The organism is Candidatus Woesearchaeota archaeon (genome assembly GCA_016180285.1).
Taxonomy (GTDB): Archaea; Nanobdellota; Nanobdellia; order Woesearchaeales; family JACPBO01; genus JACPBO01.
On sequence record JACPBO010000011.1, the window covers coordinates 37,129 to 58,043 of the forward strand.

Below are 20,915 nucleotides of genomic sequence, written 5' to 3' on the forward strand. Positions count from 1 at the left end.
GGCTTTCTTACTGAAGGTGATGTTAAATGGATGTTTGCATAAAAAACATAAATGATGAAGACTGGCTGGCATTTAAGTCGGAATCTGCAAGGCATGGCATGAAAATGGGTGAGTTTTTTTCAAAAATAGTTGACGAGCATCAGGAGATGTGCAGTAAATTCAATACGAAAGAATTTCTGTTTGGAAAAAAGACATTGAGCGAAGAAGATGCAAAAAATATCAGAAAAGCAATGAAAGAATTCAGGAAGGGCTTCGAGTTCAGATAAAAATGGCTTTTGTATTGGACACTAATGTTTACATTGAAGTGGAAAGAAACAACCAGAAGGTAATAGGCGAACTGCAAAAATTGATCATATCCGATATTATATTTATCACAACAATGTCTTATTCTGAGATTTATTATGGGCTGTTGGTCGGTAAACAAGAAGAATTGAAAGAAAAAGCAGATATGCTGAATAAAATTCCCTTGCTAAACACAACCAAAAACAGCTCCAAATTGTTTTCTGAAATTAAATGCGGGTTAGAGAAGAAAGGAAAAATAATCCCTTTATTTGACATTCTTATAGCATCAATCACTATTGATAGCGGAATGACCTTATTGACAACTGATGAGCATTTTAAGCAGATTCCTGAATTAAAAGTAATCATATTGAAACCCTAAATAATCAGCAAAACCACATTCCCCCAGATCAAGGTTGCAATAAACGCGATCAGAAAGCTCGGCACAAATGGAATCCCGTCTTTAACCAATATCTTCCTGACTTTTCCTTTTTTATAAAGGCCAATCAGTTTCCTGATCTGATTTTTCTCAATTCCAAGGTCCTTGGGTCCGGCAACATACTTTCCATCAACATGAATGTCATTGACAATCCAGTCGCCTTCTGTAAGCTGCATAGGCGTTACATGCTTCAGCATAGCAACCTTTTCAACTGACTTGATGAAAGTAAAAAGATAGACAACAATTATCATTACAAAGACAATCACAAGAATAAGCAGCTTCAATATCGGGTTAGGGGCAAAGAACACAGATACAAGCAGCACAAGCCCAATCACCAAAACAGCCCTTCTCCAAAGCATAAAGCTTTTTTCAAGCATAAATTCCTTGAACACTTTTACAAAGTTCTTCTTGTTCTTAAATGCAAGGATGCAGCTCCAAACAACGCCGTATAATGCGCCGATAAAAAGCATATTGACCAAAAAAGAGATCATAAATGTGTTCAGCTTGAAATCCAGGCCGATTAAAGCGCCTAAGCCAATAAGCATCTTGCTGTCCCCGCCGCCCCATTGGCCCGTATAAAACATCAGATACGCCAATGCGAGAAACACAAGAAATCCAAAAACGCCGTACAATAAAATCCAGATGTCCCATGCAGCTAATGCCCATATAAGCCTTATCCCGAGGCCTGCAGCAACAAGCGAGTAATTCAGCCAGTCAGGCACTTCCCTCGTCTTAATGTCAGTTATAGACCCTATTAAAAGCGCTGCAATGCAGACTGCAATTATCAAAAAATAAGCCATTTCTTGATTTTAAACAAAAATGTTTATAAATCTTTTCGTTTTTATGATGGGAATGTTTAATATCTTGGCAGGGATTAATAAAAACATTCCAAAACACATTGCAATAAGTATGGAAGATTCTGTAAAAGGCAAGACAATTGAAGAGCTTTATGGCTTAAAGCTAAAAAAAACAGAGGAGATAATAGCTCTTGCAGTAAAGCTGAATATTCCTGTAGCAACATTCTATCTGACGCCCCTGAGCATTGAGAAGCATGAGAGCTTTCCCTCAATAGTTGACGCGCTTGTTGATTTTTTTGGCTCTCTTTCAGAATATAAAGCCCTCTCCGAAAGCAAGATTAAGGTTTCTGTTATCGGAAAATGGTATGATCTCCCGGACAGGGCTGTTGAAAAAATCAAGAAGATAATGGACGATACCCGCGACTATGCTGATTTCTTTGTAAATTTCTGCGTGAATTACGACGGCCAGCAGGAGATTGTTGATGCTGCGAGGATAATAGGCAGGATGATAAAGGCAGGAAGGCTTGATCCAGATGTCATAACAAAGCCGCTGATAAAGGAAAACATCTACAATTCCTATTTTGTGCCTCCTGAGCTGATCATCAAAAACGGAAGAAAAGAGCTTAACAGCTTCCTCCTGTGGGATTCCGCGCATTCCCTGGTTTATTTCACAGGAAAGTTTTTTCTCGGGCTGAGCAAGAATGACTTAATGGCTGCGATAAAATTTTATAAGGAAAACTAGACAATTCCGCAAATTTTTGATGAACTGTTCTTGACAGAAAGCTTTTTAAATAAGCTTCTTTTCCTTGGCATTATGACCAAAAGAATCGGCTCGTCAAGAAGAAAAACAAGGAATGAGTTCAAAAAAGGCTTTAGAGAGCAGGGAAAGATAAGCCTGACCAGATTTTTTGCTGATTTAAAGAATGGGGAGAAAGTTGTGCTTTTGCCTGAACCGGGTTACCAAAAAGGCCTTTTTTTCCCAAGGTTCATAGGGAAAGTAGGCACAATAACCGAGAAGATCAAGAACTGCTACAATGTGCTGATAAAAGACAGGGGAAAGAAAAAAGTTTTATTAGTGCATGCGATTCATCTTAAAAAGGTGGAATAATGAAGCCAGTAATAATAAGCGAAACTCCAATGAGAATATCTGAGGTAAAGGAAGAGCTGAAGAGAATAAAGAAAAGGGACAGCGAGTTGAACTTCAGGGCGGCAAAAACCGAGGAATATTTGGAGCATTATGCCGGATTGGGCGAAGAAAAAAGCAGGGAATTGTTTGACAAAATCAGCAAGCTTAACATACCCAGGATGAAGGACGCCCATATCTGCAAGATAATTGACCTGATGCCTAAAAATGCTGAAGACCTGAAAACAGTTCTGCAGGGGTATACAATCACTGTAAAGGCCGAAAACATAAAAAAGATTTCAGACATTATCAAAGAATTTTCCTGATTTCTAAGTAAAGTTTATATATAAGGATAATCAAGATAAAAATAAGAGGGTGGAATGGACCAGCAAAAAACAAAGGAAGAATGGGTAGTGGTGCTTGATTTCTTGCCGAATGGCTATCCTTTTGACACAAGGCCGAGCCATTTAAAGACTCCGATAGTTCAGGCAATAGGCAAAGAGCACTTCACTTTGCTGGAATTAGTGCCGAAAAAAGGCATTACATTGACTCCGAATGAAGAAGTTTATATCGGCGAAGCTAAAAGGGACAAGATCCACCACATACTTGGAAAGCTGTCCATGGCAAAGCTTACAGGAACTGCAAAATCCGAGCTGGACTATTTTGTGCAGGAGATTGTGCATAAGAATGAAGCCAGATTTGTGGATTTCTTCAATAAGGCGCAGCCCCTGACAACAAGAATGCACCAGCTTGAACTGCTGCCCGGACTTGGAAAGAAGCATATGTGGGAGATATTGGAGCAGAGAGATCAGGCTCCGTTTAAAGGCTTTGATGACCTAAAGAAAAGGGTAAAGTTAATGCCGAACCCCGAAAGAGTTGTCATTAAAAGGATCCTTCTTGAGATGGAAGGCAATGAGAAGCATTATGTGTTTGTAGAGCGGTAATTAGTTGCTTTGATTATTTCTTTTGCTATGGCAGAATAATGCTCCAGCCCGAATGTATCGCTATCATAAACAGCATGGGCTAATTCGCGTTCAGCATCAACTTCAACGTATGCATTTGTCTGTTTAATCTGTTCTTCAAGCAAAGATTTATTCTCAGGATCAATTCCCTTTCTGTTATGCAGCCTTCGCTGCACTTGAGTTTCAAATCTGCAATGCAAAGCCACGATATATAAGCCGCGCTCTTTGAGATATTTTATAGTTGAAGCTTTCACAGCATTATCAACTACATTTTGCACGCCTGGAATAACCGAACGTAAAATCAACTCAGGCCAGATAGTATCGCCATAAGCATTAAAAACTTTTTTGCCAATATCATCCATTTCCTGCCTTGAGAACTTTTTGCACTCTATATTCCCATTTTTAAAGATCGTTTCAATATAATCGGCTTTCGGCAATGAGATTAATCCAGAATCAGATGCAATTAAAGTCAGCGGAATGCCTGCGCCATACCTGTTCATATAGATTAGATTGATATTGGGATTCTCTTTCTTCAGAGCTGTTCCAAGTGTTGTTTTTCCAGATCCCATTCCGCCGATTAAGACTATGTTTTTCATTTTATCTTATGCGCTTGATTTTTTATTTTTCGTATTGCTTTAAATCAGTAGTTTCTTTTGTCCATGCTGGTTTTTCATGATATCCCCACTTTAATCTTCCAAGCAACAAACATTCATTGTTCACATATGCGCCATTTTGTGCCTTAGACCATTCCATCTTTTCTGTTCTTTCGTTAACTGCCTTTGCATACCTTGCTTCAGTATATTGTGCACAAGATGCAGCAATACAAACTGCCTGCCGTGCTTCCTTTGGCAGAACTTCACGATCTCTCCAAAAAGCAGAATTTGCATCATCTGTGATTAAAATCAATTCAGACAGCGTCATATCCTTAACTTCGGGCATTACGTCTGTGGTCGAATCATGCATTATAAAATACCTCTGAACCCATGGCTGTTTTCTTTGACCATTCATATCATTAGATGAAATAATAAGTTTTTCTTGGAGGTAAAGCTTCTGTACGCAATCATTAGATAAACCAATTAAGCTTAATCTTCTAGCATACTCTTGACCAAAAAGATCACTTAGTCTTTCGGATAAATAGACTAGCTCAGAAGTCATGGTGTTATCTACTGTGGGGATTGCTGTTTTTAATTCTCTCATTGCTTTTTCTTCTTCTTCATTTTTCAACATTTCTGTTAGTGCTACATCAACATCTAGTCCGGCATCTTTTAAAATTCTTAAAGTCTCTTCTCCAACCCGTTCAGAAATAATTTTTTTCTTTTGTTCTATATCGCTCATTTTGATCAAGTTTATTTTTCAATCCAAGAAATGAAAGTTCATTTATAAATCTTTCTTTTTTTAACCACTTTAAAGTAAAAAAGAACTATCTGCTGCTGTCTGACTGCCTTTCGACTTCAAACTTCTTTGCTATCGCGCCGGAAGCCTGGTTTTTTTGGTATGCGAAGATGATCTCATCAGCAAGCGCGTCTATAATATGCTTCTTGGAATTGAATGATTTTTGAAATGCGCTCTGCGCCATGTAGCGCAGCGCAATGTCCACCCTTCTCTGAGGCGAGCAGTCTGTTGCTTTAGGATACCTTGCTCCGCCATACTCGATTGTTATGATCTCTTCGCGGGGAGCTGCATTTTCAACTGCCTTTACAAAAACCTTGAGAGGATTCTCCTTCAGTTTCCTTTCAACAATCTTGAACGCCTCTTTTACAATATGATATGCATTGCTTGCCTTGCCGGTCATATGGTAGCTTGTCTTTAAATGCTTCTTGCTTTTATGGCCAGGAATCATCAACTTGTTTATCAGCCTTTCAACAATAAAAGTTTTTGACTTGTGGAATTTTTGGCCAACATAGCGCGCTCCTGTCTTAGGCACAATCTTTGGCTCAACTGTGATGTAATCAATCAGCCCAAGGTCTTCTACTTTTATTCCCTCTGCGCCCCATATATTAAATGCTTTTATGACACTCATTTTCTGGCCTTCTCTATCTTGCCTTTAAGTAAGGCAATTAAGCTTTGATCATTAACCTTGATAACTCTCCACCTGACTCCAGGGAGGTCTCCATAAGAACGGCCCATTCTGCCGCCTATGCATTCAATTATGACTTCATCATGCTCATCAATCAATTTCTGGGCGCCGTCACCCGGCATAAATGCTGTTACCTGCCTTCCGTTTTTTATAAGCTGTACTCTGCAGCACTTCCTCATTGCTGAGTTTGGCTGCTTAGCCTCAAGCTGCACCTTTTCCAGAACTATTCCGCGCGCCTGTGAAGAGCCTTCCAGCGGGTCAGACTTCTCTTTAAGCTTAAGTATCCTTCTGACGTAAAGCCTCTGCTTCCATCTGCTTTTATGCCTTCTTCTCATCAGCTTTTTAGCAGAGTTTAACCCTTGTGACTTACTTGCCATGTTTATAAAATAAGATTTTTGGTTTATTTATAAAGGTTTTTGTTTTAGGCCGTGTTGCGCAATTGCCGGATAAATGTCTGCTAGGAGATTTTTTGGGCAGGAGGAAATGGTTGTTATGCAAAATAATTTTCAAGGGCTAAATACAGAAGGGGACTTTGGCTTGAAGATTATTCTTGAGAATCAAATAACATATTGATTAGGTAATCGATCTAATGCGGCTCTATGTCTTTTTATAGCATAATAGGTAAAAGGCCCCGTTATTCTCATACTTTCATAAGTACATTCAAAAATCCCTTTTATCCCAGAAGCAACGTCGGGTTTAGCCTCAATCTTTTTAGTTATGCGATCGATATTTTTAGCAAATCCATAGTCACAACTTAAATAACCTACAACTACACAAGTTCCGATTATAGCCGTTAAACTCATTTTAATCACCAGTTAATTTATTATAAGAAATAAGGCGTAGTATATAAAACTTTCGTTTATGTAGCTACTATTAAGTGAATATCGAATCATAACACAAAATATCTACTTCACCGACCTAAATAACTTTGATCCCGTCAATCTCAAAATACCTTTTGACAACATTCTCATAAGCTCGCAGATTCTGGGCATCTCTTCCTATAAGCAGCCCCTTGGTTTTTCCATCCTGCCCGAATATTGTGACGATCTTGTTCTCTTCCTTTATTTCTTTCACAGCAAGAGGATATATCAGATTCCTGACAAAATGCAGCAGATCATTATTAAACTCAATTACCTTTATCCTCTTATTCAGCACATTTTCCAGCCTTTTTGCATTCACTCCGCTTTTGCCGATCGCCTTTCCGATCTCGCCTTCTTCAACAATGAATAAAAGCCTTCCTTCTTCGTTAACAACATCCTTTAATCTGGCTCCGGTTATAGTTTCGAACAGAGAAATGAACTTCATCAGGCTAATATCGTATTTTATCCTATTCACTTTCAACCCTTAACAACGGAGGCAACAGCTACGGAGAAAGGCTTCTTGCATAGCGCGCCAAGCTCCTCGTTATTCTGCTTAAGATCGATGAAGTTTGCGCCTGAAAGGCTGCAGTATTTTTTAAGATCTTTTTTAATGCCATCCGGGCAGTTTGCAGATATAAATATCTTTTCAGCCGTCTTATTCTTCAAAAGCTTGATGGCCCTCTCGCAGCCTATAATAAGCTTCTTGCTCTTTGCCAATTTTTTAATTTCTTCTTCTGTGTCCATTTTAGCCCCTTATTTTGTTCTCGTTACCAATCCTGGCAGGCCGGTTCCAATCGGCACAGGCTGGTTCAGCATTACATTCTCAACAACAGAATTAAGCTCGTCCACTTCCCCGCATACAGATGCGCCAATCATGTGCTTTATCGGAGTTTCGAATGACGCCCTTGCCAATACCGACGCCTTCTCTTTCACAATTCCGTATCTTGTAATGCCTCTTATCTTGCCTGATGTGCACATTGTATCAGCAACAAGCATGATGTGCCTTATATCAATATCCAGCACCTGGCTCTCCATGACCTTGAATACCTCGTTTATTATTGACTGCCTTGCAGCCTCTATTCCCAAGATCTCAGAAATCTCAAAAATATCATTCGATATTGTCTTTGTTTCATCAACATAATTCAGCTCAAACACGTCTTTGAGGTTTGTGCCTGCTGTTATTATTATAAACTCATCTCCTCTTTTTACAGGAAGAACCTGTGAAATGCCCTTTATGCCCTTTATATATACTTTCTTTAATTTTTCCTTAAGCTTATACAGGTCATTAAGGCTTTCTTCTTTCCCCTTTGGCTTTACAGCAACATCTTCACCCTTAACTTTAACGCTGTGGCCCTTGACAGATTCTATTGCTTTTGCAACAGCGCCGGCAGTTATGTCAATTTCATTCATCTTTTCTTTATCCAGCCTGACATCAAGCGACATATCGGCAATATTTATCGAAATCTCCTTTGTTATCTCCCATAATTCTGTTTCCTTTATTGACAAGGCAATCTTCCTTATATCCTTGCCTTTTGAATAAGGCTCTTTGAGGTGTATCTCCATCATCGGCGTTGAGATTTCTTTTCTTCCGTCAAAAATCTCAATTATCCTTGGCAGCCCCATTGTGACATTCATCTCAGCAACTCCTGCAAAATGGAATGTGTTCAGCGTCATCTGAGTTCCTGGCTCTCCGATGCTTTCAGCGCTTATCAAGCCGACGCTGTCTCCCGGCTCCACCTGGGCATTAATGTATTCATTATAAACAGATTCAACTATTTCTTTCATTTTCCCCTTGCCTAAGCCTTTCGGCATATTCTCTTTTATTTCTTCAAGTATTTTTTTAGGCAGCTTATCTTCATATTCCTTCAACAAATCCTCAACCATTTTATTCTCCCATCAGCTCAATAATTTTTTTAACATTTATTATTCCTTTTTCAGATTTTGCAACATCAACATTATCCTCGCCATAGCTGAACTGTATTATCTTGCCTCCAGCATCCCTTACTGTGCCGTCATACTCTGCTTTCAGGTCCTGCATGGCATTTGCAAGCCTTCTGTAAAGGTAGCCTGATTTCGGAGTTCTCAGCGCAGTGTCCATCAGTGAATCTCTGCCAGTCATTGCTCCGAAAAAGAATTCGCTCGGAGATAAGCCTGATTTAAAGCTGTTCTTGATGAAACCCCTGGCAGCAGGCCCATAATCATCCCTCTTAAAGCAGCTTAAAGTTCTTCCTATATATCCTTTTCCGATTCTTCTGCCGCGCATAGCCTGCTGTCCGACAATAGCAGCCATCTGCGCCATATTGATGATATTGCCTCTTGCTCCGGAAGCAGCCATTATTGAAGTGTGGGCTTTCTTGTCTATAAACTCTGAAACTATTGTTCCGGCTGCGCTTCTTGTCCTGTTAAGCAGCTCAAGTATTTTCAATTCAAGGGTTTCAAGCATTGTTTTTCCAGGGAAGGTTTCGAGTTTTTGCTCGTGATACAGCTGTATAAGGTTCTGCACTTCCTCTTCTGAGCTGGCCAGAGTTTCCCTGATTTTTTTCTTTGCTTCTTCTGGAAGATCAGTATCTGAAATCGCAGTTGAAAAGCCATAGCTAAGCAAAACTTCTATGCCGAGCCTGAACATCTTGCCCAGCAATTCAAGGGCATAATCAGCGCCATATTGCTTGTGCAGGTTTCTGAGCAATAAGCCGGATCCCTCGCCTAGATTTGCGCCATCCATGACGCCTTTTATAAGCTTGCCCTTTCTTATGAGGATATCCTTGTTGCCATCAACATCAGCAGCTTTTGACCTGCCAACATAATCAAAGTTATGGGGCAGCAAAACAGAGAATATTTCCTTGCCGTCAACCTCGTTTTTGTCAGCCAGCCTTGAAAAATCAAAAACACCTGCGTTTGAAAGCAGATTAACAGCTTCATTTCTTTTTAATTTAAATTCCCTTGTCAGCAGATAATTTCCTACTATTGCATCCTGTATGCAGCTTATTATGCTTAACCCGTTTCTGGGTGATATCAGCTGCGTCTGGACCTGCATCAGTATTTCAGCTTCAGCTCTTGCCTCTTCTGTCTGGGGAACATGCAGGTTCATTTCATCACCGTCAAAATCAGCATTATATGGAGCGCATACAGCAGGATTCAGCCTGAAGGTTCTTCCACTCAGCACTTTTACCTTGTGGCACATCATGGACATTCTGTGCAGGCTTGGCTGCCTGTTGAAAATAGCAACATCTCCATCCATTAAATGCCTCTCAACAATATATCCCGGCTGCAGCTCTTCTACCAGCTGCTCCCTTGTCTCATCAGTTATTTTCTTCTTTTTTCCATCAGGCCTTACAATGTAATTTGCGCCCGGGTATTTATTCGGGCCGTTTTGTACAAACTTCACAACATACTCCTTGTTCCAGTCCCTCAGTGTTTCAGGAACAGTGAGCTTCATCGCAACAATCAAAGGAATTCCGACTTCATTGAGGTCAAGCATCGGATCCGGGCTTATAACTGTTCTTGACGAGAAATTAGTTCTCTTGCCGGCAAGGTTGTGCCTTATCCTTCCTTCCTTGCTTTTTATTCTCTCAGAAATTGTTTTCAAAGGCTGGCCGCTCCTATGCCTTGCAGGCGGCAGCTGCGCAACATCATTGTCAAAGAAAGTTGTGATGTGGTACTGGAGCAGATCCCATAAATCCTCTATTATTATTTCTGGCGCTCCGGCATTTATATTTTCAAACAGCCTTTGGTTGATTCTCACAATATCGCCGAGCTTGTGCGTCAGGTCATCCTCGCTTCTCTCGCCGGATTCAAGTGTTATAGACGGCCTCATAGTGACTGGCGGAATTGACAGCACAGTGAGCACCATCCATTCAGGCCTTGCAAATTCAGGCTTTAAGCCAAATAATCTTATGTCTTCATCAGGTATTTTTTCCAGCCTTGTCCTGACCTCAATAGGGCTCAGCCTTTTTTCTTCCTCAAGGAAAGTTGTTGGCTTTTCAACTATTATCTTTTTCCACTTGGCATTGCAGTGGGGGCATTTCTTAACGTTCTTCACGTATGTTACAATACTTTTTATCAGGGCTTTAGCCTCATATGTGCCTTTTTCTTTCTCTATTTTTTCAATCTCAGCAAGCGCCTTCTCAATTTTTGCTTTTGGAAGCATTATTCTGCCGCATTCCCTGCACGTTCCCCTAAGAATATCGGTTATATAGTTGACAAATTCTATATGGATCACAGGGCGCGCAAGCTCTATATAGCCAAAATGCCCTGTGCATTCTTTCAGCTTTGAGCCGCAGGTCTTGCACCTTAACCCAGGGTCAATTACGCCGAGCCTTATGTCCATCAGGCCGCCGTCAACAGGATATCCTTCCTTATCATAAAGCTCAGGAGTCACAATCTTGACAGAAGCCATCTTTTTTATCATCTTGGGGCTCAGCATTCCGAATAATATGTTCTTTACTTGCTTGTATACATAAATTTCCTGCTCTTCAATTATCACTTCTTTTTCAGCAGTTTTCTTTTCTGCCTCTTCAGCTATTCCAGCTTCCTTTTCCTTGTTTTTTTCTTCAGCCATTTTTGTTTTTTATTCAATATTTATTTTTTAAAACCAATTTCGGATAAATTCCAAGCGACTTCATTTCATCCATCAGCAGCTTGAATGCATAGCTTAATTCTATAAAGCTGATTTCAGTGTTCTCCCCGCATATAGGGCAGAAGCTTTTATTCTTGTACTCGTCATGAATTGCCAGCAGTCCGCATTCCTCGCAGACCGGCACTATTGTTTTGTCAGAATCAAATCTCTCTTTCAGCAGCAATGATGCGCCGTGGGCAACAAAAGTGTCTTTCTCCATTTCTCCCAATCTTAATCCGCCTTCTTTTGCCCTTCCTTCTGTAGGCTGCCTTGTAAGCAGCTGTATAGGCCCGCGAGCTCTTGCATGAAGCTTATTTGCCACCATATGCTTAAGCTTCATATAATACATGTCTCCTATAAAAATCTTTGATTCGAATGCCTCTCCCGTTATTCCGTTGTACATAGTTTCAGTTCCATTCTCTCTGAAGCCGAGTGAAAGCAGCTCTTTTCTAAGATTATCCTCTGTTTCAACATTGAAGGTTGTTCCATTCACATAGCGGCCGCTTAAAGATCCGACTTTGCCGCCGATCATCTCAATTAAATGGCTTATTGTCATTCTTGACGGGATTCCGTGCGGGTTAAACAGCAGATCAGGAACAATTCCGGAAGCAGTGAAAGGCATGTCCTCTACAGGAACAATCAGGCCGATAACTCCTTTTTGGCCGTGCCTGCTTGTAAATTTGTCGCCTATTTCAGGTATTCTCTGGTCGCGAAGCCTTACCTGCACTAATTTGTTGCCTTCTTCATTTTCTGTTATCAATACAAAATCAACTGCGCCTTCCTCGCCATGCTTTAAGCTGACTGAGCTTTCTCTTCTTGTTGAGGAAGCGAGATTATATTCATCTAAGCTGCTTAAGAATCTTGGCGGCGAGGTTTTTCCAATCACAACATCGCCTTCCCTGATATAAGCTTCAGGGAAGATTATGCCGTCTCCTTCTAAAAATCTGTAATCTTTCTCGCTTTTATAGCCTTTGACATCCTTGTCAGGGACAGAAACTTCATCAATTAAGCCGCCGCTGTATCTCAGCTCTTCAGCAATTGCCGGCCTGAAATAAGTGCTTCTTCCCAAACCGCGCTCTATGGATGCCTTATTCATTACAATTGCATCTTCCATGTTATAGCCTTTGAAGCTTGATATTGCAACTACAAGATTTTGCCCGGAAGGATGCTCATCATAATTTGAAGCAGCATACATCATGGTTGTTACAACAGGCCTTTGGGCGCTGTGCAAAATATTGACATCCATATCTATTCTCAATGAAAAGTTTGCAGCATACATGCCAATTGCCTGCTTCTGGTTTTTTGAGCCCATGTTAAGCCTGGCTGAAGGGCAGAAATTGCCATACGGCACAAGAGCAGCTGCCAATCCAAGATCTGCCAAAGGCGAAATCTCCAGATGTGTATGCTCTTTTGTTATTTCATTTTCAAAGAAAGCCACCAGTGAATTCTCTTCTTCAAGCGCATCAATATTTTCTATAATGCCCTGCTGCACAAGGTCGTTCCATGTTAATTCGTTTTTTTGCAGCTGCTGCACATGCTTTTCAGTCAGCAGAGGCTCGCCATTTCTTACAACAATCAGCGGCCTTCTTACTCTGCCGCGGTTATTTTCTATAAAGATAGACTCGCTTCGCTTGTCATAATAAATATTAACATTGCTTGAAACCTTGCCTTTTCTTCTTTCGGTTTTTATCCTTTCTGTAAAGTCAGCTGCATTTTCAGCTGTTCCGAGGAACTTCCCGTTTAAATAAACTTCTCCTGCCATTTTATCTCACGCCCTTCAGCCCAAATGACTTTAGCTGCTTCAAAAGCTCAGTTTCATCTTCATTTTTTGTAACGCTGGCAAGCAGCGCAAGATTTTTCCTTAACCCGATGTTTGTTCCTTCAGGTGTTTCAATCGGGCATAATCTTCCAAGATGAGTGCTGTGAAGCTCTCTTGCTTCAAAATTTTCCTGCGATGCGCTTAATGGGCTGACAACGCGCTGCAGATGGCTCATTGTATCAAGAAAATTTATTCTTTGTATGCGCTGGCTTATTCCTTTTCTCGAGCCAATCCATGCTCCGGTAGCCATGCTGCTGTAAAGCCGCTGTGTCAGCAGCTTGTTTCTTATCAATGACCTTAGAGGAGGAAATTTGCCTCTCTTTACATGGCGGTGAAAATTGTAAAGAAGGTCGCTTATCAGCACTTTTAAATCAACCCTGAAAAGGTCTGCAAGCGAATCTCCGCTTAACTTTAATCTCTTATTTGAATAATGATCCTTGTCATCAAGGGAAAGTTCTCCAGTTGAAACCTGTATGAATTTTTTCAGCATCTTGCACAGGTTGTATGCCTTGTAAATCCTGTCTTCTCTTTTTGTCCCAAGATGCGGCAAAAAGAATTTATCAATTATCTCGTACATCCTTTCAAGCCTTATCTCTTTGGACTGAGTGATGCCTATTTTCTTTGCAATATAATCAGCTGCATCCTCCTCTGTTTTTATGTCGACAAACTCATAAAGATTGATAAGCACGGGGTCATACTGCTTTTCCTGGCTCACAAATTTCACAATATCTTCATCTTTTGTAAGGCCCAGCGCTTTCATTATTATTATCAAAGGCACTCTCTTAACCCTGGTGAAGGTCAGATAAAAAATTCCATCTTTCAGATGCTCAAGCTTATGAGGAATCTTATACGAGCCGTACTCTGAAAACATTTTACCGACAAACTCACTGACTCCCAGCTCGTCTTCTTCAACCAGCAGTTTGTTGGCAGCCAAATCTTCCACCTTAATTATCACTTTTTCAGTGCCGTTTATAACAAAGTATCCTCCTGGATCATTTGGGTCTTCGCCTTTCTCAACAAGCTCATCCTTTGACAGCTTATGCAGGTTGCAGAATTTGCTTTTCAGCATTACAGGAATAGAAGCTATCTGCGTCGGGAAGTTTTCCCTCTGCACTCCGTTGATATGCGAGCTTATCTCTATAAAGCAGGGCGCTGCATAAGTCATGTTTCTCAGCCTTGCTTCCATCGGGAAGATTTTATTTGTGCTGCCGTCAGCCTCTGTTATCTTTGGCTTTTCAATCCATATCTTGTCAAGCCTTATCTTGTATTCCTCTACATTTGAAGGAATTATTGTAGGCTCGATAAGCTTATTTTCCTCGATTATAACCTGCAGCTCTTTTTCCATAAAATTATCAAAGCTTTCAATATCAGAATCTATAAAACTCTGTTCTGAAAAATACCTGTTTATCAGCGCATCCCTATTCAGCATCTGCCACACCCCTGTAAAATATGGTTTCGCCTGTTGTTCCGCTTTCTCTCACAACAATTATAACATCGCCTGCTTTTGGATCTAAATGCTTTATAGCAGGGTCATTCTTCATTATTTTCGGCAGCTCTTTCATAGAAATGTTGTATTTCCTGAACAGCTCTTCTTTCTGCTTTTCACTAAGTTTAGAGTGTTTTGGAACTAATGCGTGCTTGGTCTCTTTGCTCATTTTGAATAACTATTCCTCCTAAATATGAACGGGCCGGACGAGATTCGAACTCGCGGAGATTTTTAGTAAAAATCTCGTAAAAACACATGGAGCATAAAGCTCCATGCCGCATTGCGGCACTGATTTTTCATCTGCATATTATGAACGGGCCGGACGAGATTCGAACTCGCGACCACCGCATTTCTGCGTTGCTTAAAAGTGCGGTGCTCTAAATGCCCATGAGTGGCTTCCAATAAGGATGCCCAACTCGCATTTCCAGGCTGAGCTACCGGCCCAACCGCCCTGGCCGGGACTTTCAATCGCTTTTTGAACCCGGGTTATAGCCGTGACAGGGCTAAGTGCTAGGCCGCTGCACTACCAGGGCATTAGCGTGAAACAAATCCTCCTATAAACATAGCTTACGCAAGTATAGCAACGTCTATAGAAAGATAAGTATTGTCATAATACGGGGGAAAATGCAACCCTTTATAAAGCTTGCGGTTTTTAAGATTTTAAATTAATATCTGCACATACAAACTAAACTTAATTAAAATTAAATCCCCACCGCCGGACTTGAATTTGCCAAGATTTCTCAATGAAATCTTACCAGCAACATCACGGTCACAGCTGGTCATAGATCATCTCAGCCAGTATGGCAAGTCAAATTATGACATCTACAGCCGTGCACTCTGCCATTGAGTTAGGTGGGGATTAAGAAAAGTATTTTATTATTTCTTTATAAAGATTATTGTTTTTAATTTTAAATTGCTTTAGAGACATAACAAAACATGAAGACTGGGCAAAGAAAGTATCTACGTTTTTATTGCCTTTCCATTTTTGCGTTCGATATATTCTGCTATAATCCGGCTTATGCCTTTTGTATAATTTCCATCAATTAATGTCGGAGGGGTTCCGTTTTTCCAGCTTGCAGAATGGATCTTTAATGTTTCCAGTGTTGAGTGGCCTGTGTCACGGGTAATCCTTATCATAGATCCGCTTGTGCTACCCGCATTTTTTGAAAAGTCATAGCGCACAACTGTCTGATCTTCATGATTTATGCTGAACCAGCCTCCTTTGTTCATATTATCCATAAACTTTTCACGTGTTGAAGCAGAGTCTATATTGACGTCATTAAGGAGAAAATCAATGCTGAATCCCTCGAAGAACTTTTTAAAAGGAATATTAATGTTGAAATTAAAATGACTATTGCCGCTATATGCTTCTTTATAATTATTTTTGACATATTCTGCGGGATCCACCACATCAATGCCGTAAGGCCGCATCATATGGCTTGCACTTTCATAAAATCTTTTCAATTTACCCGGGCTTTTTTTTATTACTTTTTCTATTGTGCTTTTTAAGCTTTTTTCAGAAGGATTAACAAGACCTTTAAATTTTTCTTCATCAATTATTTTTATAATTTTTCTTTTTTCTGCATTCTTAAAAATCTCTGCGAGCCAAGGCGGATCATATCTTTTTTGACCACAGCAATGTCTCTTTCATTAAGCACCAAAAAAATAGCGTAAGTGTCTAATTCATCTTTATATTTTTCAAGCAGGGCATTAAATCCTGATTCATCAAATTTTTTCGGCATTTTCTATTAGAAATCATTTGCTGTTTAAAAATTTATCCTATCGTCGCGCTGTTTGACCTTGTGAAATATTCTCTTCCGGATGTGTCCCTGAACTTCACAACAGCAGACTTTAAGCTGAAGCCTCCGATCACAGAAAGCTTTGATTTGATCTTGTAAGTTATAATTCTCTCCTCATTTTTCTCAACTGTGTCAAGCTCCCATTTCAGCATCGTGCCCTTTTTAGCGTCATACAAAATCTTGCTCGGAGCCAATGTTCCCAGATAATGCTCTTTCATCACTTCTGCAATATTCGATACTCGGTCAATAACCCTTACATCATCAAAAGTTTTGTTGCTCCTGTTCCTCACGCTTATTATAACTTTTAATTCTGAAATCCCGCCTTCTTCTGTTGCAACAACAACCGCCCTCTTTCTGGCGTAAATAGGGCTTCTGAAGATGTAATATGCAATTATGGCGATCGTTATTAATATTATGATGCTCCAGAAGGGCCTGTATGTTGTAACAACCCTTACTGATGCTTTTTCCTTAGGGGCTAAAGTCAGGCTCCATTCCAGATATTTAACTCCGTCTTCACTTACAGCTTTTGCTTTCGGGCTCGTTGCAGTGAACAGCCAGTAGAAAAGATGGGTTTTAACCTTGAAGTTTTCTGTCTTCCCAATATTGCCTTCGTTTGTGACAGTGTAATAATCAATAGCCTTCAAAAATTGTTTTTTAGATTCTTTTTCAGGAGTGAAAGTTGAATATTCTATAATGTCATAAATTTGTTTCTGCATTTCTATCTCAGCGCCCTTCCATATCAATGTAACTTTTAGCTCGTCTGTTTTTGGCGCGGTATAAGGGTCTATTGAAAATACATATTTCAGAGATCTCTGCTCAAGAGGATTCAATGTGATTATGTCCTCTTTTTTCATTGTATCAGATGTTATCTTTACAGTCAGATCAGAAAGGTTAAGCCTGTTCCTGTTTTTCAGGTTAATTGTAACAACAGCATTCTGAGTTGGATCAACATGCTTAGGCTCAATATTTATGTCAACAATGGAAACTGCCGGCATGTATTGGTCCTGCCTGCTGCTGCCTGAGCTCAGATAGATATAAGCTATCTCTTCTACAGATTCTTTTGTCTTGTCTGATGTTATCCTTAGCTTAATTGGATAAACCCAGCCAATTGGCAGATCCCTGAACGGGCTTAAAGAGATGTTCACAGTTGCAGTCTGCTTTGCAGCCACATCAATGCCGCTGATCCAGTCTTTCGGAGGGTCAGTCATTGCATTCCACGATTCAATGCTTGAAAACCTGTATGTGTCTGTTGTTTCGCCGAGATTTGTTATGTTTACAAGAAAATTAGCGCTTTCTTCTATAAGGATCCTGTTGTTGACAACAGCCATCTTTACAGTGAATGATGCAGCATACGCCAACGGCAGGCAGATCAATGCCAGAACAAACACCAAAAAGATTTTGCTGAGTTTCATTTTTAATCCTCTTTTAACAAGCAATATCAATAAACAACACATGATTAATCTTTTTCATTCAAAACATATATATAAATATTTGCTTTTTAAGTGGGGCTGCCGTGATTTGAACACGGGCCGCTACCACCCCAAGGTAGAATTCTACCAAGCTATACTACAGCCCCAAAAACCGCTAATTGCTCATTCGTCATAAACTGCCTCACTTGAATTCAGGCAATAACTTTTTCATCTCAATGACAAATTCTTTTGCGCGTTCAAGTGAAGTCTTTGCTTTTGCTTCCTTTGCGCTTTCATTTGTCCTGTACTGGAATATGCTTCTCTTTTCCCTCTCATAATCAAAGGACTGTATAATCTCATCAACTTTTATTCCTGCAAGAGCCTCCTTTTGCATTTCTTCATACTCTTCCAGTAATGATGCTTTGAGCTTATCCCTGACAAGGGCAATAAGGCTGTCAGCAGTAACTTTATGCGAAATTTTCTCTCCGACCTTATAGCCCAGTTTATATAAAACTGCATTTGCAATATAATACATGGCATAATATGACGTTACTATAGCCCAAAGCCACGAATATTTTTCTTTATACAGGATTTCAGCAACATTAAGGCTCTCATTGGCGTTATTCTCCAGTATATTAAACACCTGCTTATCAAAACCCGCCTTCGATAAAAGCCCATCTGAAAGATACATCTTGACATTATCCCTTGCTTCCTTTATTCTTTCATCTGTTAGCATTCTCCATCACCCGATAATATTCTTCTACACCAATAAAGATTATATTTCTTTTTATTGCCTCGCTTACAACTGTAAATTCCCTGCTTTTCAGCATCTCAATAAAATCCCTGTATCTTATATCAGTTGCGTGAATCTTTAAAGGAAAACGCGATAATACCTGCTCTATTGGCTTAAAGTCTTCTGTGATTACAAGCATGTCTATATCAGAATGCTTTGCCTGTTTGCCTTTAGCATAACTCCCAAACAAAAGTGCGATAAATGGCGCGTTTACCCTGCACAAGTCATTGTAAATTACTAAAAAATTCTTGTCTCTTAAAAGCTCTTTTCTTCTTTCATATTCAACAATAAAAACAGAATCATTGAAAATTCTGTTAAAAGAACAAAGTGTAGTGTTTCCAGTATGCTTAAGTGCAGCTATGCCTTCCTTTTCCAGCTTTTTCAATGCGTAATATGCGGATTTATAGTTTATCTTTCTCAACCTGGAGATTTTCCTTATACTGAAGGATTCTTCCTGGTTTTCAATAAGTAATTTAAGTATATTCAGTTTTTCATTATCCATCTTAGGTAATAGTATTATGGTTTTAAACCATATATATAAATCTTTCGCTTAAAAATTAATTTCAGCCTCCATATCCTGATTTAGCAATCTTCCACAGCAATTTAAAGAAGTTTATATTGCTCTTAACTGCTTCTTCGCTTTTTATCACAAAGCCAAATGGCTCTTCAAGCCAGACAATTGTAACAACTTTCTCTCCGTAAATCATGATTGTTGAAGGAAAATCATAAGTTTCAGGCAGGAATTTCATTTCAAGAAGCTTGAGATGCTCTTTTTTCTTTATCTCCCTTACTTTCTCATTATAAATCATCTTGACTTTGATTCCTATTTTTGCCCTTTCGTCATTCCAGTGCTTTTGGTAAAATGGGAACATGTCCTTAAACCTGCTTTCTGCGCCATAAGCAAGCAGCTCTTTTTTTTCATCAAGAATATCCTCGAAAATAGATTTTATTCCTTTTTTGCCTCTGAAAACAGAAGCATCTCCCTGCTTCTGGCTTTTGCTATACCTTGCCTTTAATTCCTCTATTGTTTTTCCCAGTTTCTCCTGCTTATCTTTTAGAATTTCCTGAAGCCGTTGAGGATTTACTGCTTCAAAGACTCTTTTATTATTCTCTGAAACATAAGAAACAAGCCCTTTCTCAATTAATCTTTCTAAAGCATCATAAACATTAGTCCTGTTTACAGCAGATCTTTTAGTTATCTCTCCTGCCTTGCTCTTTCCAAGCTCAATCAAAGCTAAATATACTTTTGCTTCTGTGTTCGACAATCCAAATTCCTGCAGCTCTTCTGTATTCATGAATAACAGAGAGTTTCGCTTATATTTAAATATTGCTATTTTGTTGCCATTGAGATTACAACAAAAATTTATAAAGTTAGCATATTTATCGTTATTAATAAGTGGTTAAACAAGACTGATTCAAGGAGATAAAGAAAAATGATAAAAATAAGAAACAAAATTGCTTGTCTTGAAGCAAAATTAGAGAAAGAAGAAAATGATGCAGACATAGTTAGAACTTTGTTATCTGCAGTTGGAAAAAAAGTAGACCTTGTGTTTAATAGAAAAACTTCTAAAAAAAGCTACATACAAACCCTCCACGGAAATGTTTGGGATTGCTCAACTATTTTATCCACTAAGATAATTTTGCAATATGTTCCTAATAGTCGGATCATTGCCTTGAAAGTCGGAAGATCTAAGACTACATATAGATCCTATGTATATGAACAAGGATATAGCACTGAAAGAGCTGGTGTCGGAGGTTATTCAAAAAGAATACCCTTTGGAGATATGGCTTGATTGTTTGGTTATCTTAGAAAAAATCATGTAAAACCATCAGAAGTAATCGCTAGACTGAAAGGTTATAGAGGAAAATCAAAATGACAAAAACACGAGAACAAATTATTAAGTTAGCCGAAACACAAATGAGAAAAAATGCTCCACAATATACATTCAAAGATAAAACAGCATTTCTCTATGCAGGTCAAGTTGAAGGCGATGGGAGATATATTGTTGGATTGCTGGAAACAGACCCTAAGGAAGGTTACCATTATTGTACTGCTCACGTAACTTCTGATGATAATTCTTTAGGTGTTATTGGCATAGGGTTAGACTTATTGGGATTACCAGGTTGCTCATTTGAACTTTGGAGTTATATTAATAAATTTAAGCCTTTAGATGATATTAGAATAGTGCCTGTAACTAGTGAACTAGAATCTGTTCTTGAAACATGCATAGAAAAACAATCAAGAATCAATGCCTATGAGAGAGGAATCTCTTATCTTAATGAACAAGTTAGAGGAGGAAAATCAAAATGACAAATACAAAATATAATCAACAGATTGATGCTCTGAAAAGAGAAATCAGAATTATAACAAAAGCCCGGAAAGATGAAACAAGAGCAAGCAGAAGCAAGAAATTTAGCCATGCTTTAGAAAGATTGCGGGAAATAGGGCTGGAGGTT

28 protein-coding genes and 3 tRNA genes are annotated in these 20,915 nt (G+C 39.3%); 9 read left to right on the forward strand and 22 right to left on the reverse strand.

The window, feature by feature from the left end:
* Positions 1-26: 26 nt before the first annotated feature.
* Positions 27-266: a hypothetical protein gene (locus tag HYU07_03325; protein MBI2129248.1), complete on the forward strand. Its 240-nt coding sequence runs from the start codon at positions 27-29 to the stop codon at positions 264-266.
* 2 nt (positions 267-268) lie between these two features.
* Positions 269-661, forward strand: a complete 393-nt coding sequence (locus HYU07_03330; GenBank protein MBI2129249.1) for a type II toxin-antitoxin system VapC family toxin — start codon at positions 269-271, stop codon at positions 659-661.
* Here HYU07_03330 and HYU07_03335 read toward each other — a convergent pair.
* Positions 658-1,518 carry a prepilin peptidase gene (locus HYU07_03335; GenBank protein ID MBI2129250.1) on the reverse strand — a complete coding sequence of 287 codons (861 nt, stop codon included), beginning with the start codon at positions 1,516-1,518 and terminating at the stop codon, positions 658-660. The two genes, HYU07_03330 and HYU07_03335, sit on opposite strands and share 4 nt — an antisense overlap.
* A gap of 52 nt (positions 1,519-1,570) precedes the next feature.
* Between HYU07_03335 and HYU07_03340 the strand changes: the two genes are divergently transcribed.
* The 4 genes from HYU07_03340 to HYU07_03355 all read left to right on the forward strand — a co-directional run bounded on the left by HYU07_03340 (position 1,571) and on the right by HYU07_03355 (position 3,582).
* Complete coding sequence (locus tag HYU07_03340; protein ID MBI2129251.1) at positions 1,571-2,257, forward strand: undecaprenyl diphosphate synthase family protein; 687 nt, start codon at positions 1,571-1,573, stop codon at positions 2,255-2,257.
* 72 nt (positions 2,258-2,329) lie between these two features.
* Entirely contained in the window at positions 2,330-2,623 is a 294-nt protein-coding gene (locus HYU07_03345; protein MBI2129252.1) for a 50S ribosomal protein L21e, read from the forward strand.
* Positions 2,623-2,964 carry a hypothetical protein gene (locus HYU07_03350; protein ID MBI2129253.1) on the forward strand — a complete coding sequence of 114 codons (342 nt, stop codon included), beginning with the start codon at positions 2,623-2,625 and terminating at the stop codon, positions 2,962-2,964. The genes HYU07_03345 and HYU07_03350 overlap by 1 nt, the downstream gene beginning before the upstream one ends.
* 54 nt (positions 2,965-3,018) lie before the next feature.
* Positions 3,019-3,582, forward strand: coding sequence for a DUF655 domain-containing protein (locus tag HYU07_03355; protein ID MBI2129254.1), 564 nt, complete (start codon positions 3,019-3,021; stop codon positions 3,580-3,582).
* On the opposite strand, the gene HYU07_03360 is transcribed toward HYU07_03355, so the two are convergent.
* The 21 genes from HYU07_03360 to HYU07_03460 all read right to left on the reverse strand — a co-directional run bounded on the left by HYU07_03360 (position 3,561) and on the right by HYU07_03460 (position 19,753).
* The gene (locus tag HYU07_03360; protein ID MBI2129255.1) at positions 3,561-4,196 is read right to left on the reverse strand and encodes an AAA family ATPase; all 636 of its coding nucleotides are present in this window, start codon (positions 4,194-4,196) and stop codon (positions 3,561-3,563) included. The genes HYU07_03355 and HYU07_03360 overlap by 22 nt on opposite strands.
* A 22-nt stretch (positions 4,197-4,218) precedes the next feature.
* A complete protein-coding gene (locus HYU07_03365; protein MBI2129256.1) occupies positions 4,219-4,935 on the reverse strand; it encodes a hypothetical protein in 717 nt (238 codons plus the stop codon).
* Positions 4,936-5,020: 85 nt separating this feature from the next.
* Positions 5,021-5,620 (reverse strand): 30S ribosomal protein S7, encoded by a 600-nt coding sequence (locus tag HYU07_03370; GenBank protein MBI2129257.1) that lies wholly within the window; start codon positions 5,618-5,620, stop codon positions 5,021-5,023.
* A complete protein-coding gene (locus HYU07_03375) occupies positions 5,617-6,054 on the reverse strand; it encodes a 30S ribosomal protein S12 (protein ID MBI2129258.1) in 438 nt (145 codons plus the stop codon). The genes HYU07_03370 and HYU07_03375 overlap by 4 nt, the downstream gene beginning before the upstream one ends.
* A 180-nt stretch (positions 6,055-6,234) precedes the next feature.
* Positions 6,235-6,480 carry a hypothetical protein gene (locus tag HYU07_03380; GenBank protein MBI2129259.1) on the reverse strand — a complete coding sequence of 82 codons (246 nt, stop codon included), beginning with the start codon at positions 6,478-6,480 and terminating at the stop codon, positions 6,235-6,237.
* A 115-nt stretch (positions 6,481-6,595) separates the two neighbouring features.
* Positions 6,596-7,012, reverse strand: coding sequence for a NusA-like transcription termination signal-binding factor (locus tag HYU07_03385; GenBank protein MBI2129260.1), 417 nt, complete (start codon positions 7,010-7,012; stop codon positions 6,596-6,598).
* Positions 7,013-7,014: 2 nt separating this feature from the next.
* Positions 7,015-7,281, reverse strand: a complete 267-nt coding sequence (locus tag HYU07_03390; GenBank protein MBI2129261.1) for a ribosomal L7Ae/L30e/S12e/Gadd45 family protein — start codon at positions 7,279-7,281, stop codon at positions 7,015-7,017.
* A 9-nt stretch (positions 7,282-7,290) separates the two neighbouring features.
* Positions 7,291-8,421 (reverse strand): DNA-directed RNA polymerase subunit A'', encoded by a 1,131-nt coding sequence (gene rpoA2, locus HYU07_03395; GenBank protein MBI2129262.1) that lies wholly within the window; start codon positions 8,419-8,421, stop codon positions 7,291-7,293.
* Between the two features lies 1 nt (position 8,422).
* Positions 8,423-11,095 carry a DNA-directed RNA polymerase subunit A' gene (locus HYU07_03400; GenBank protein ID MBI2129263.1) on the reverse strand — a complete coding sequence of 891 codons (2,673 nt, stop codon included), beginning with the start codon at positions 11,093-11,095 and terminating at the stop codon, positions 8,423-8,425.
* Between the two features lie 13 nt (positions 11,096-11,108).
* The gene (rpoB, locus tag HYU07_03405) at positions 11,109-12,914 is read right to left on the reverse strand and encodes a DNA-directed RNA polymerase subunit B (GenBank protein MBI2129264.1); all 1,806 of its coding nucleotides are present in this window, start codon (positions 12,912-12,914) and stop codon (positions 11,109-11,111) included.
* Between the two features lies 1 nt (position 12,915).
* Positions 12,916-14,400 (reverse strand): DNA-directed RNA polymerase subunit B'', encoded by a 1,485-nt coding sequence (locus HYU07_03410; GenBank protein MBI2129265.1) that lies wholly within the window; start codon positions 14,398-14,400, stop codon positions 12,916-12,918.
* Positions 14,390-14,626, reverse strand: coding sequence for a DNA-directed RNA polymerase subunit H (locus HYU07_03415; protein ID MBI2129266.1), 237 nt, complete (start codon positions 14,624-14,626; stop codon positions 14,390-14,392). The genes HYU07_03410 and HYU07_03415 overlap by 11 nt, the downstream gene beginning before the upstream one ends.
* A gap of 145 nt (positions 14,627-14,771) precedes the next feature.
* Positions 14,772-14,901 (reverse strand) — tRNA-Lys (locus HYU07_03420).
* A 3-nt stretch (positions 14,902-14,904) separates the two neighbouring features.
* Positions 14,905-14,990, reverse strand: a tRNA-Asp gene (locus HYU07_03425).
* A gap of 427 nt (positions 14,991-15,417) precedes the next feature.
* Entirely contained in the window at positions 15,418-15,891 is a 474-nt protein-coding gene (locus HYU07_03430) for a hypothetical protein (protein ID MBI2129267.1), read from the reverse strand.
* A 128-nt stretch (positions 15,892-16,019) separates the two neighbouring features.
* Positions 16,020-16,199, reverse strand: coding sequence for a hypothetical protein (locus tag HYU07_03435; GenBank protein MBI2129268.1), 180 nt, complete (start codon positions 16,197-16,199; stop codon positions 16,020-16,022).
* A 32-nt stretch (positions 16,200-16,231) separates the two neighbouring features.
* Positions 16,232-17,668, reverse strand: a complete 1,437-nt coding sequence (locus tag HYU07_03440) for a hypothetical protein (protein MBI2129269.1) — start codon at positions 17,666-17,668, stop codon at positions 16,232-16,234.
* Positions 17,669-17,759: 91 nt separating this feature from the next.
* Positions 17,760-17,832, reverse strand: a tRNA-Pro gene (locus HYU07_03445).
* Between the two features lie 35 nt (positions 17,833-17,867).
* Entirely contained in the window at positions 17,868-18,401 is a 534-nt protein-coding gene (locus HYU07_03450; GenBank protein MBI2129270.1) for a HEPN domain-containing protein, read from the reverse strand.
* A complete protein-coding gene (locus HYU07_03455) occupies positions 18,388-18,960 on the reverse strand; it encodes a nucleotidyltransferase domain-containing protein (GenBank protein MBI2129271.1) in 573 nt (190 codons plus the stop codon). The genes HYU07_03450 and HYU07_03455 overlap by 14 nt, the downstream gene beginning before the upstream one ends.
* A gap of 61 nt (positions 18,961-19,021) precedes the next feature.
* Positions 19,022-19,753 (reverse strand): hypothetical protein, encoded by a 732-nt coding sequence (locus tag HYU07_03460; GenBank protein MBI2129272.1) that lies wholly within the window; start codon positions 19,751-19,753, stop codon positions 19,022-19,024.
* A 138-nt stretch (positions 19,754-19,891) separates the two neighbouring features.
* On the opposite strand from HYU07_03460, the gene HYU07_03465 reads away from it, so the two are divergent.
* From HYU07_03465 to HYU07_03475, 3 genes are all read left to right on the forward strand, one after another.
* Positions 19,892-20,251, forward strand: a complete 360-nt coding sequence (locus tag HYU07_03465; GenBank protein ID MBI2129273.1) for a hypothetical protein — start codon at positions 19,892-19,894, stop codon at positions 20,249-20,251.
* A gap of 80 nt (positions 20,252-20,331) precedes the next feature.
* Positions 20,332-20,769 carry a hypothetical protein gene (locus HYU07_03470; GenBank protein ID MBI2129274.1) on the forward strand — a complete coding sequence of 146 codons (438 nt, stop codon included), beginning with the start codon at positions 20,332-20,334 and terminating at the stop codon, positions 20,767-20,769.
* The coding region (locus HYU07_03475) for a hypothetical protein (protein ID MBI2129275.1) at positions 20,766-20,915 on the forward strand (150 nt) is incomplete at its 3' end. The genes HYU07_03470 and HYU07_03475, both read left to right, overlap by 4 nt.

What these genes read in the sequence shown, in the direction of transcription:
- HYU07_03410 (MBI2129265.1), bottom strand. Translation starts at nt 14,400, where the DNA reads ATGCTGAATAGGGATGCGCTGATAAACAGGTATTTTTCAGAACAGAGT.
- HYU07_03330 (MBI2129249.1), top strand. Translation starts at nt 269, where the DNA reads ATGGCTTTTGTATTGGACACTAATGTTTACATTGAAGTGGAAAGAAAC.
- HYU07_03465 (MBI2129273.1), top strand. Translation starts at nt 19,892, where the DNA reads ATGATAAAAATAAGAAACAAAATTGCTTGTCTTGAAGCAAAATTAGAG.
- HYU07_03390 (MBI2129261.1), bottom strand. Translation starts at nt 7,281, where the DNA reads ATGGACACAGAAGAAGAAATTAAAAAATTGGCAAAGAGCAAGAAGCTT.
- HYU07_03470 (MBI2129274.1), top strand. Translation starts at nt 20,332, where the DNA reads ATGACAAAAACACGAGAACAAATTATTAAGTTAGCCGAAACACAAATG.
- HYU07_03450 (MBI2129270.1), bottom strand. Translation starts at nt 18,401, where the DNA reads ATGCTAACAGATGAAAGAATAAAGGAAGCAAGGGATAATGTCAAGATG.
- HYU07_03400 (MBI2129263.1), bottom strand. Translation starts at nt 11,095, where the DNA reads ATGGCTGAAGAAAAAAACAAGGAAAAGGAAGCTGGAATAGCTGAAGAG.
- rpoA2 (MBI2129262.1), bottom strand. Translation starts at nt 8,421, where the DNA reads ATGGTTGAGGATTTGTTGAAGGAATATGAAGATAAGCTGCCTAAAAAA.
- HYU07_03455 (MBI2129271.1), bottom strand. Translation starts at nt 18,960, where the DNA reads ATGGATAATGAAAAACTGAATATACTTAAATTACTTATTGAAAACCAG.
- HYU07_03345 (MBI2129252.1), top strand. Translation starts at nt 2,330, where the DNA reads ATGACCAAAAGAATCGGCTCGTCAAGAAGAAAAACAAGGAATGAGTTC.
- HYU07_03415 (MBI2129266.1), bottom strand. Translation starts at nt 14,626, where the DNA reads ATGAGCAAAGAGACCAAGCACGCATTAGTTCCAAAACACTCTAAACTT.
- HYU07_03435 (MBI2129268.1), bottom strand. Translation starts at nt 16,199, where the DNA reads ATGCCGAAAAAATTTGATGAATCAGGATTTAATGCCCTGCTTGAAAAA.
- HYU07_03380 (MBI2129259.1), bottom strand. Translation starts at nt 6,480, where the DNA reads ATGAGTTTAACGGCTATAATCGGAACTTGTGTAGTTGTAGGTTATTTA.
- HYU07_03350 (MBI2129253.1), top strand. Translation starts at nt 2,623, where the DNA reads ATGAAGCCAGTAATAATAAGCGAAACTCCAATGAGAATATCTGAGGTA.
- HYU07_03370 (MBI2129257.1), bottom strand. Translation starts at nt 5,620, where the DNA reads ATGAGTGTCATAAAAGCATTTAATATATGGGGCGCAGAGGGAATAAAA.
- HYU07_03430 (MBI2129267.1), bottom strand. Translation starts at nt 15,891, where the DNA reads ATGATGCGGCCTTACGGCATTGATGTGGTGGATCCCGCAGAATATGTC.
- HYU07_03365 (MBI2129256.1), bottom strand. Translation starts at nt 4,935, where the DNA reads ATGAGCGATATAGAACAAAAGAAAAAAATTATTTCTGAACGGGTTGGA.
- HYU07_03325 (MBI2129248.1), top strand. Translation starts at nt 27, where the DNA reads ATGGATGTTTGCATAAAAAACATAAATGATGAAGACTGGCTGGCATTT.
- HYU07_03335 (MBI2129250.1), bottom strand. Translation starts at nt 1,518, where the DNA reads ATGGCTTATTTTTTGATAATTGCAGTCTGCATTGCAGCGCTTTTAATA.
- HYU07_03355 (MBI2129254.1), top strand. Translation starts at nt 3,019, where the DNA reads ATGGACCAGCAAAAAACAAAGGAAGAATGGGTAGTGGTGCTTGATTTC.
- HYU07_03460 (MBI2129272.1), bottom strand. Translation starts at nt 19,753, where the DNA reads ATGAATACAGAAGAGCTGCAGGAATTTGGATTGTCGAACACAGAAGCA.
- HYU07_03360 (MBI2129255.1), bottom strand. Translation starts at nt 4,196, where the DNA reads ATGAAAAACATAGTCTTAATCGGCGGAATGGGATCTGGAAAAACAACA.
- HYU07_03340 (MBI2129251.1), top strand. Translation starts at nt 1,571, where the DNA reads ATGTTTAATATCTTGGCAGGGATTAATAAAAACATTCCAAAACACATT.
- HYU07_03440 (MBI2129269.1), bottom strand. Translation starts at nt 17,668, where the DNA reads ATGAAACTCAGCAAAATCTTTTTGGTGTTTGTTCTGGCATTGATCTGC.
- HYU07_03375 (MBI2129258.1), bottom strand. Translation starts at nt 6,054, where the DNA reads ATGGCAAGTAAGTCACAAGGGTTAAACTCTGCTAAAAAGCTGATGAGA.
- rpoB (MBI2129264.1), bottom strand. Translation starts at nt 12,914, where the DNA reads ATGGCAGGAGAAGTTTATTTAAACGGGAAGTTCCTCGGAACAGCTGAA.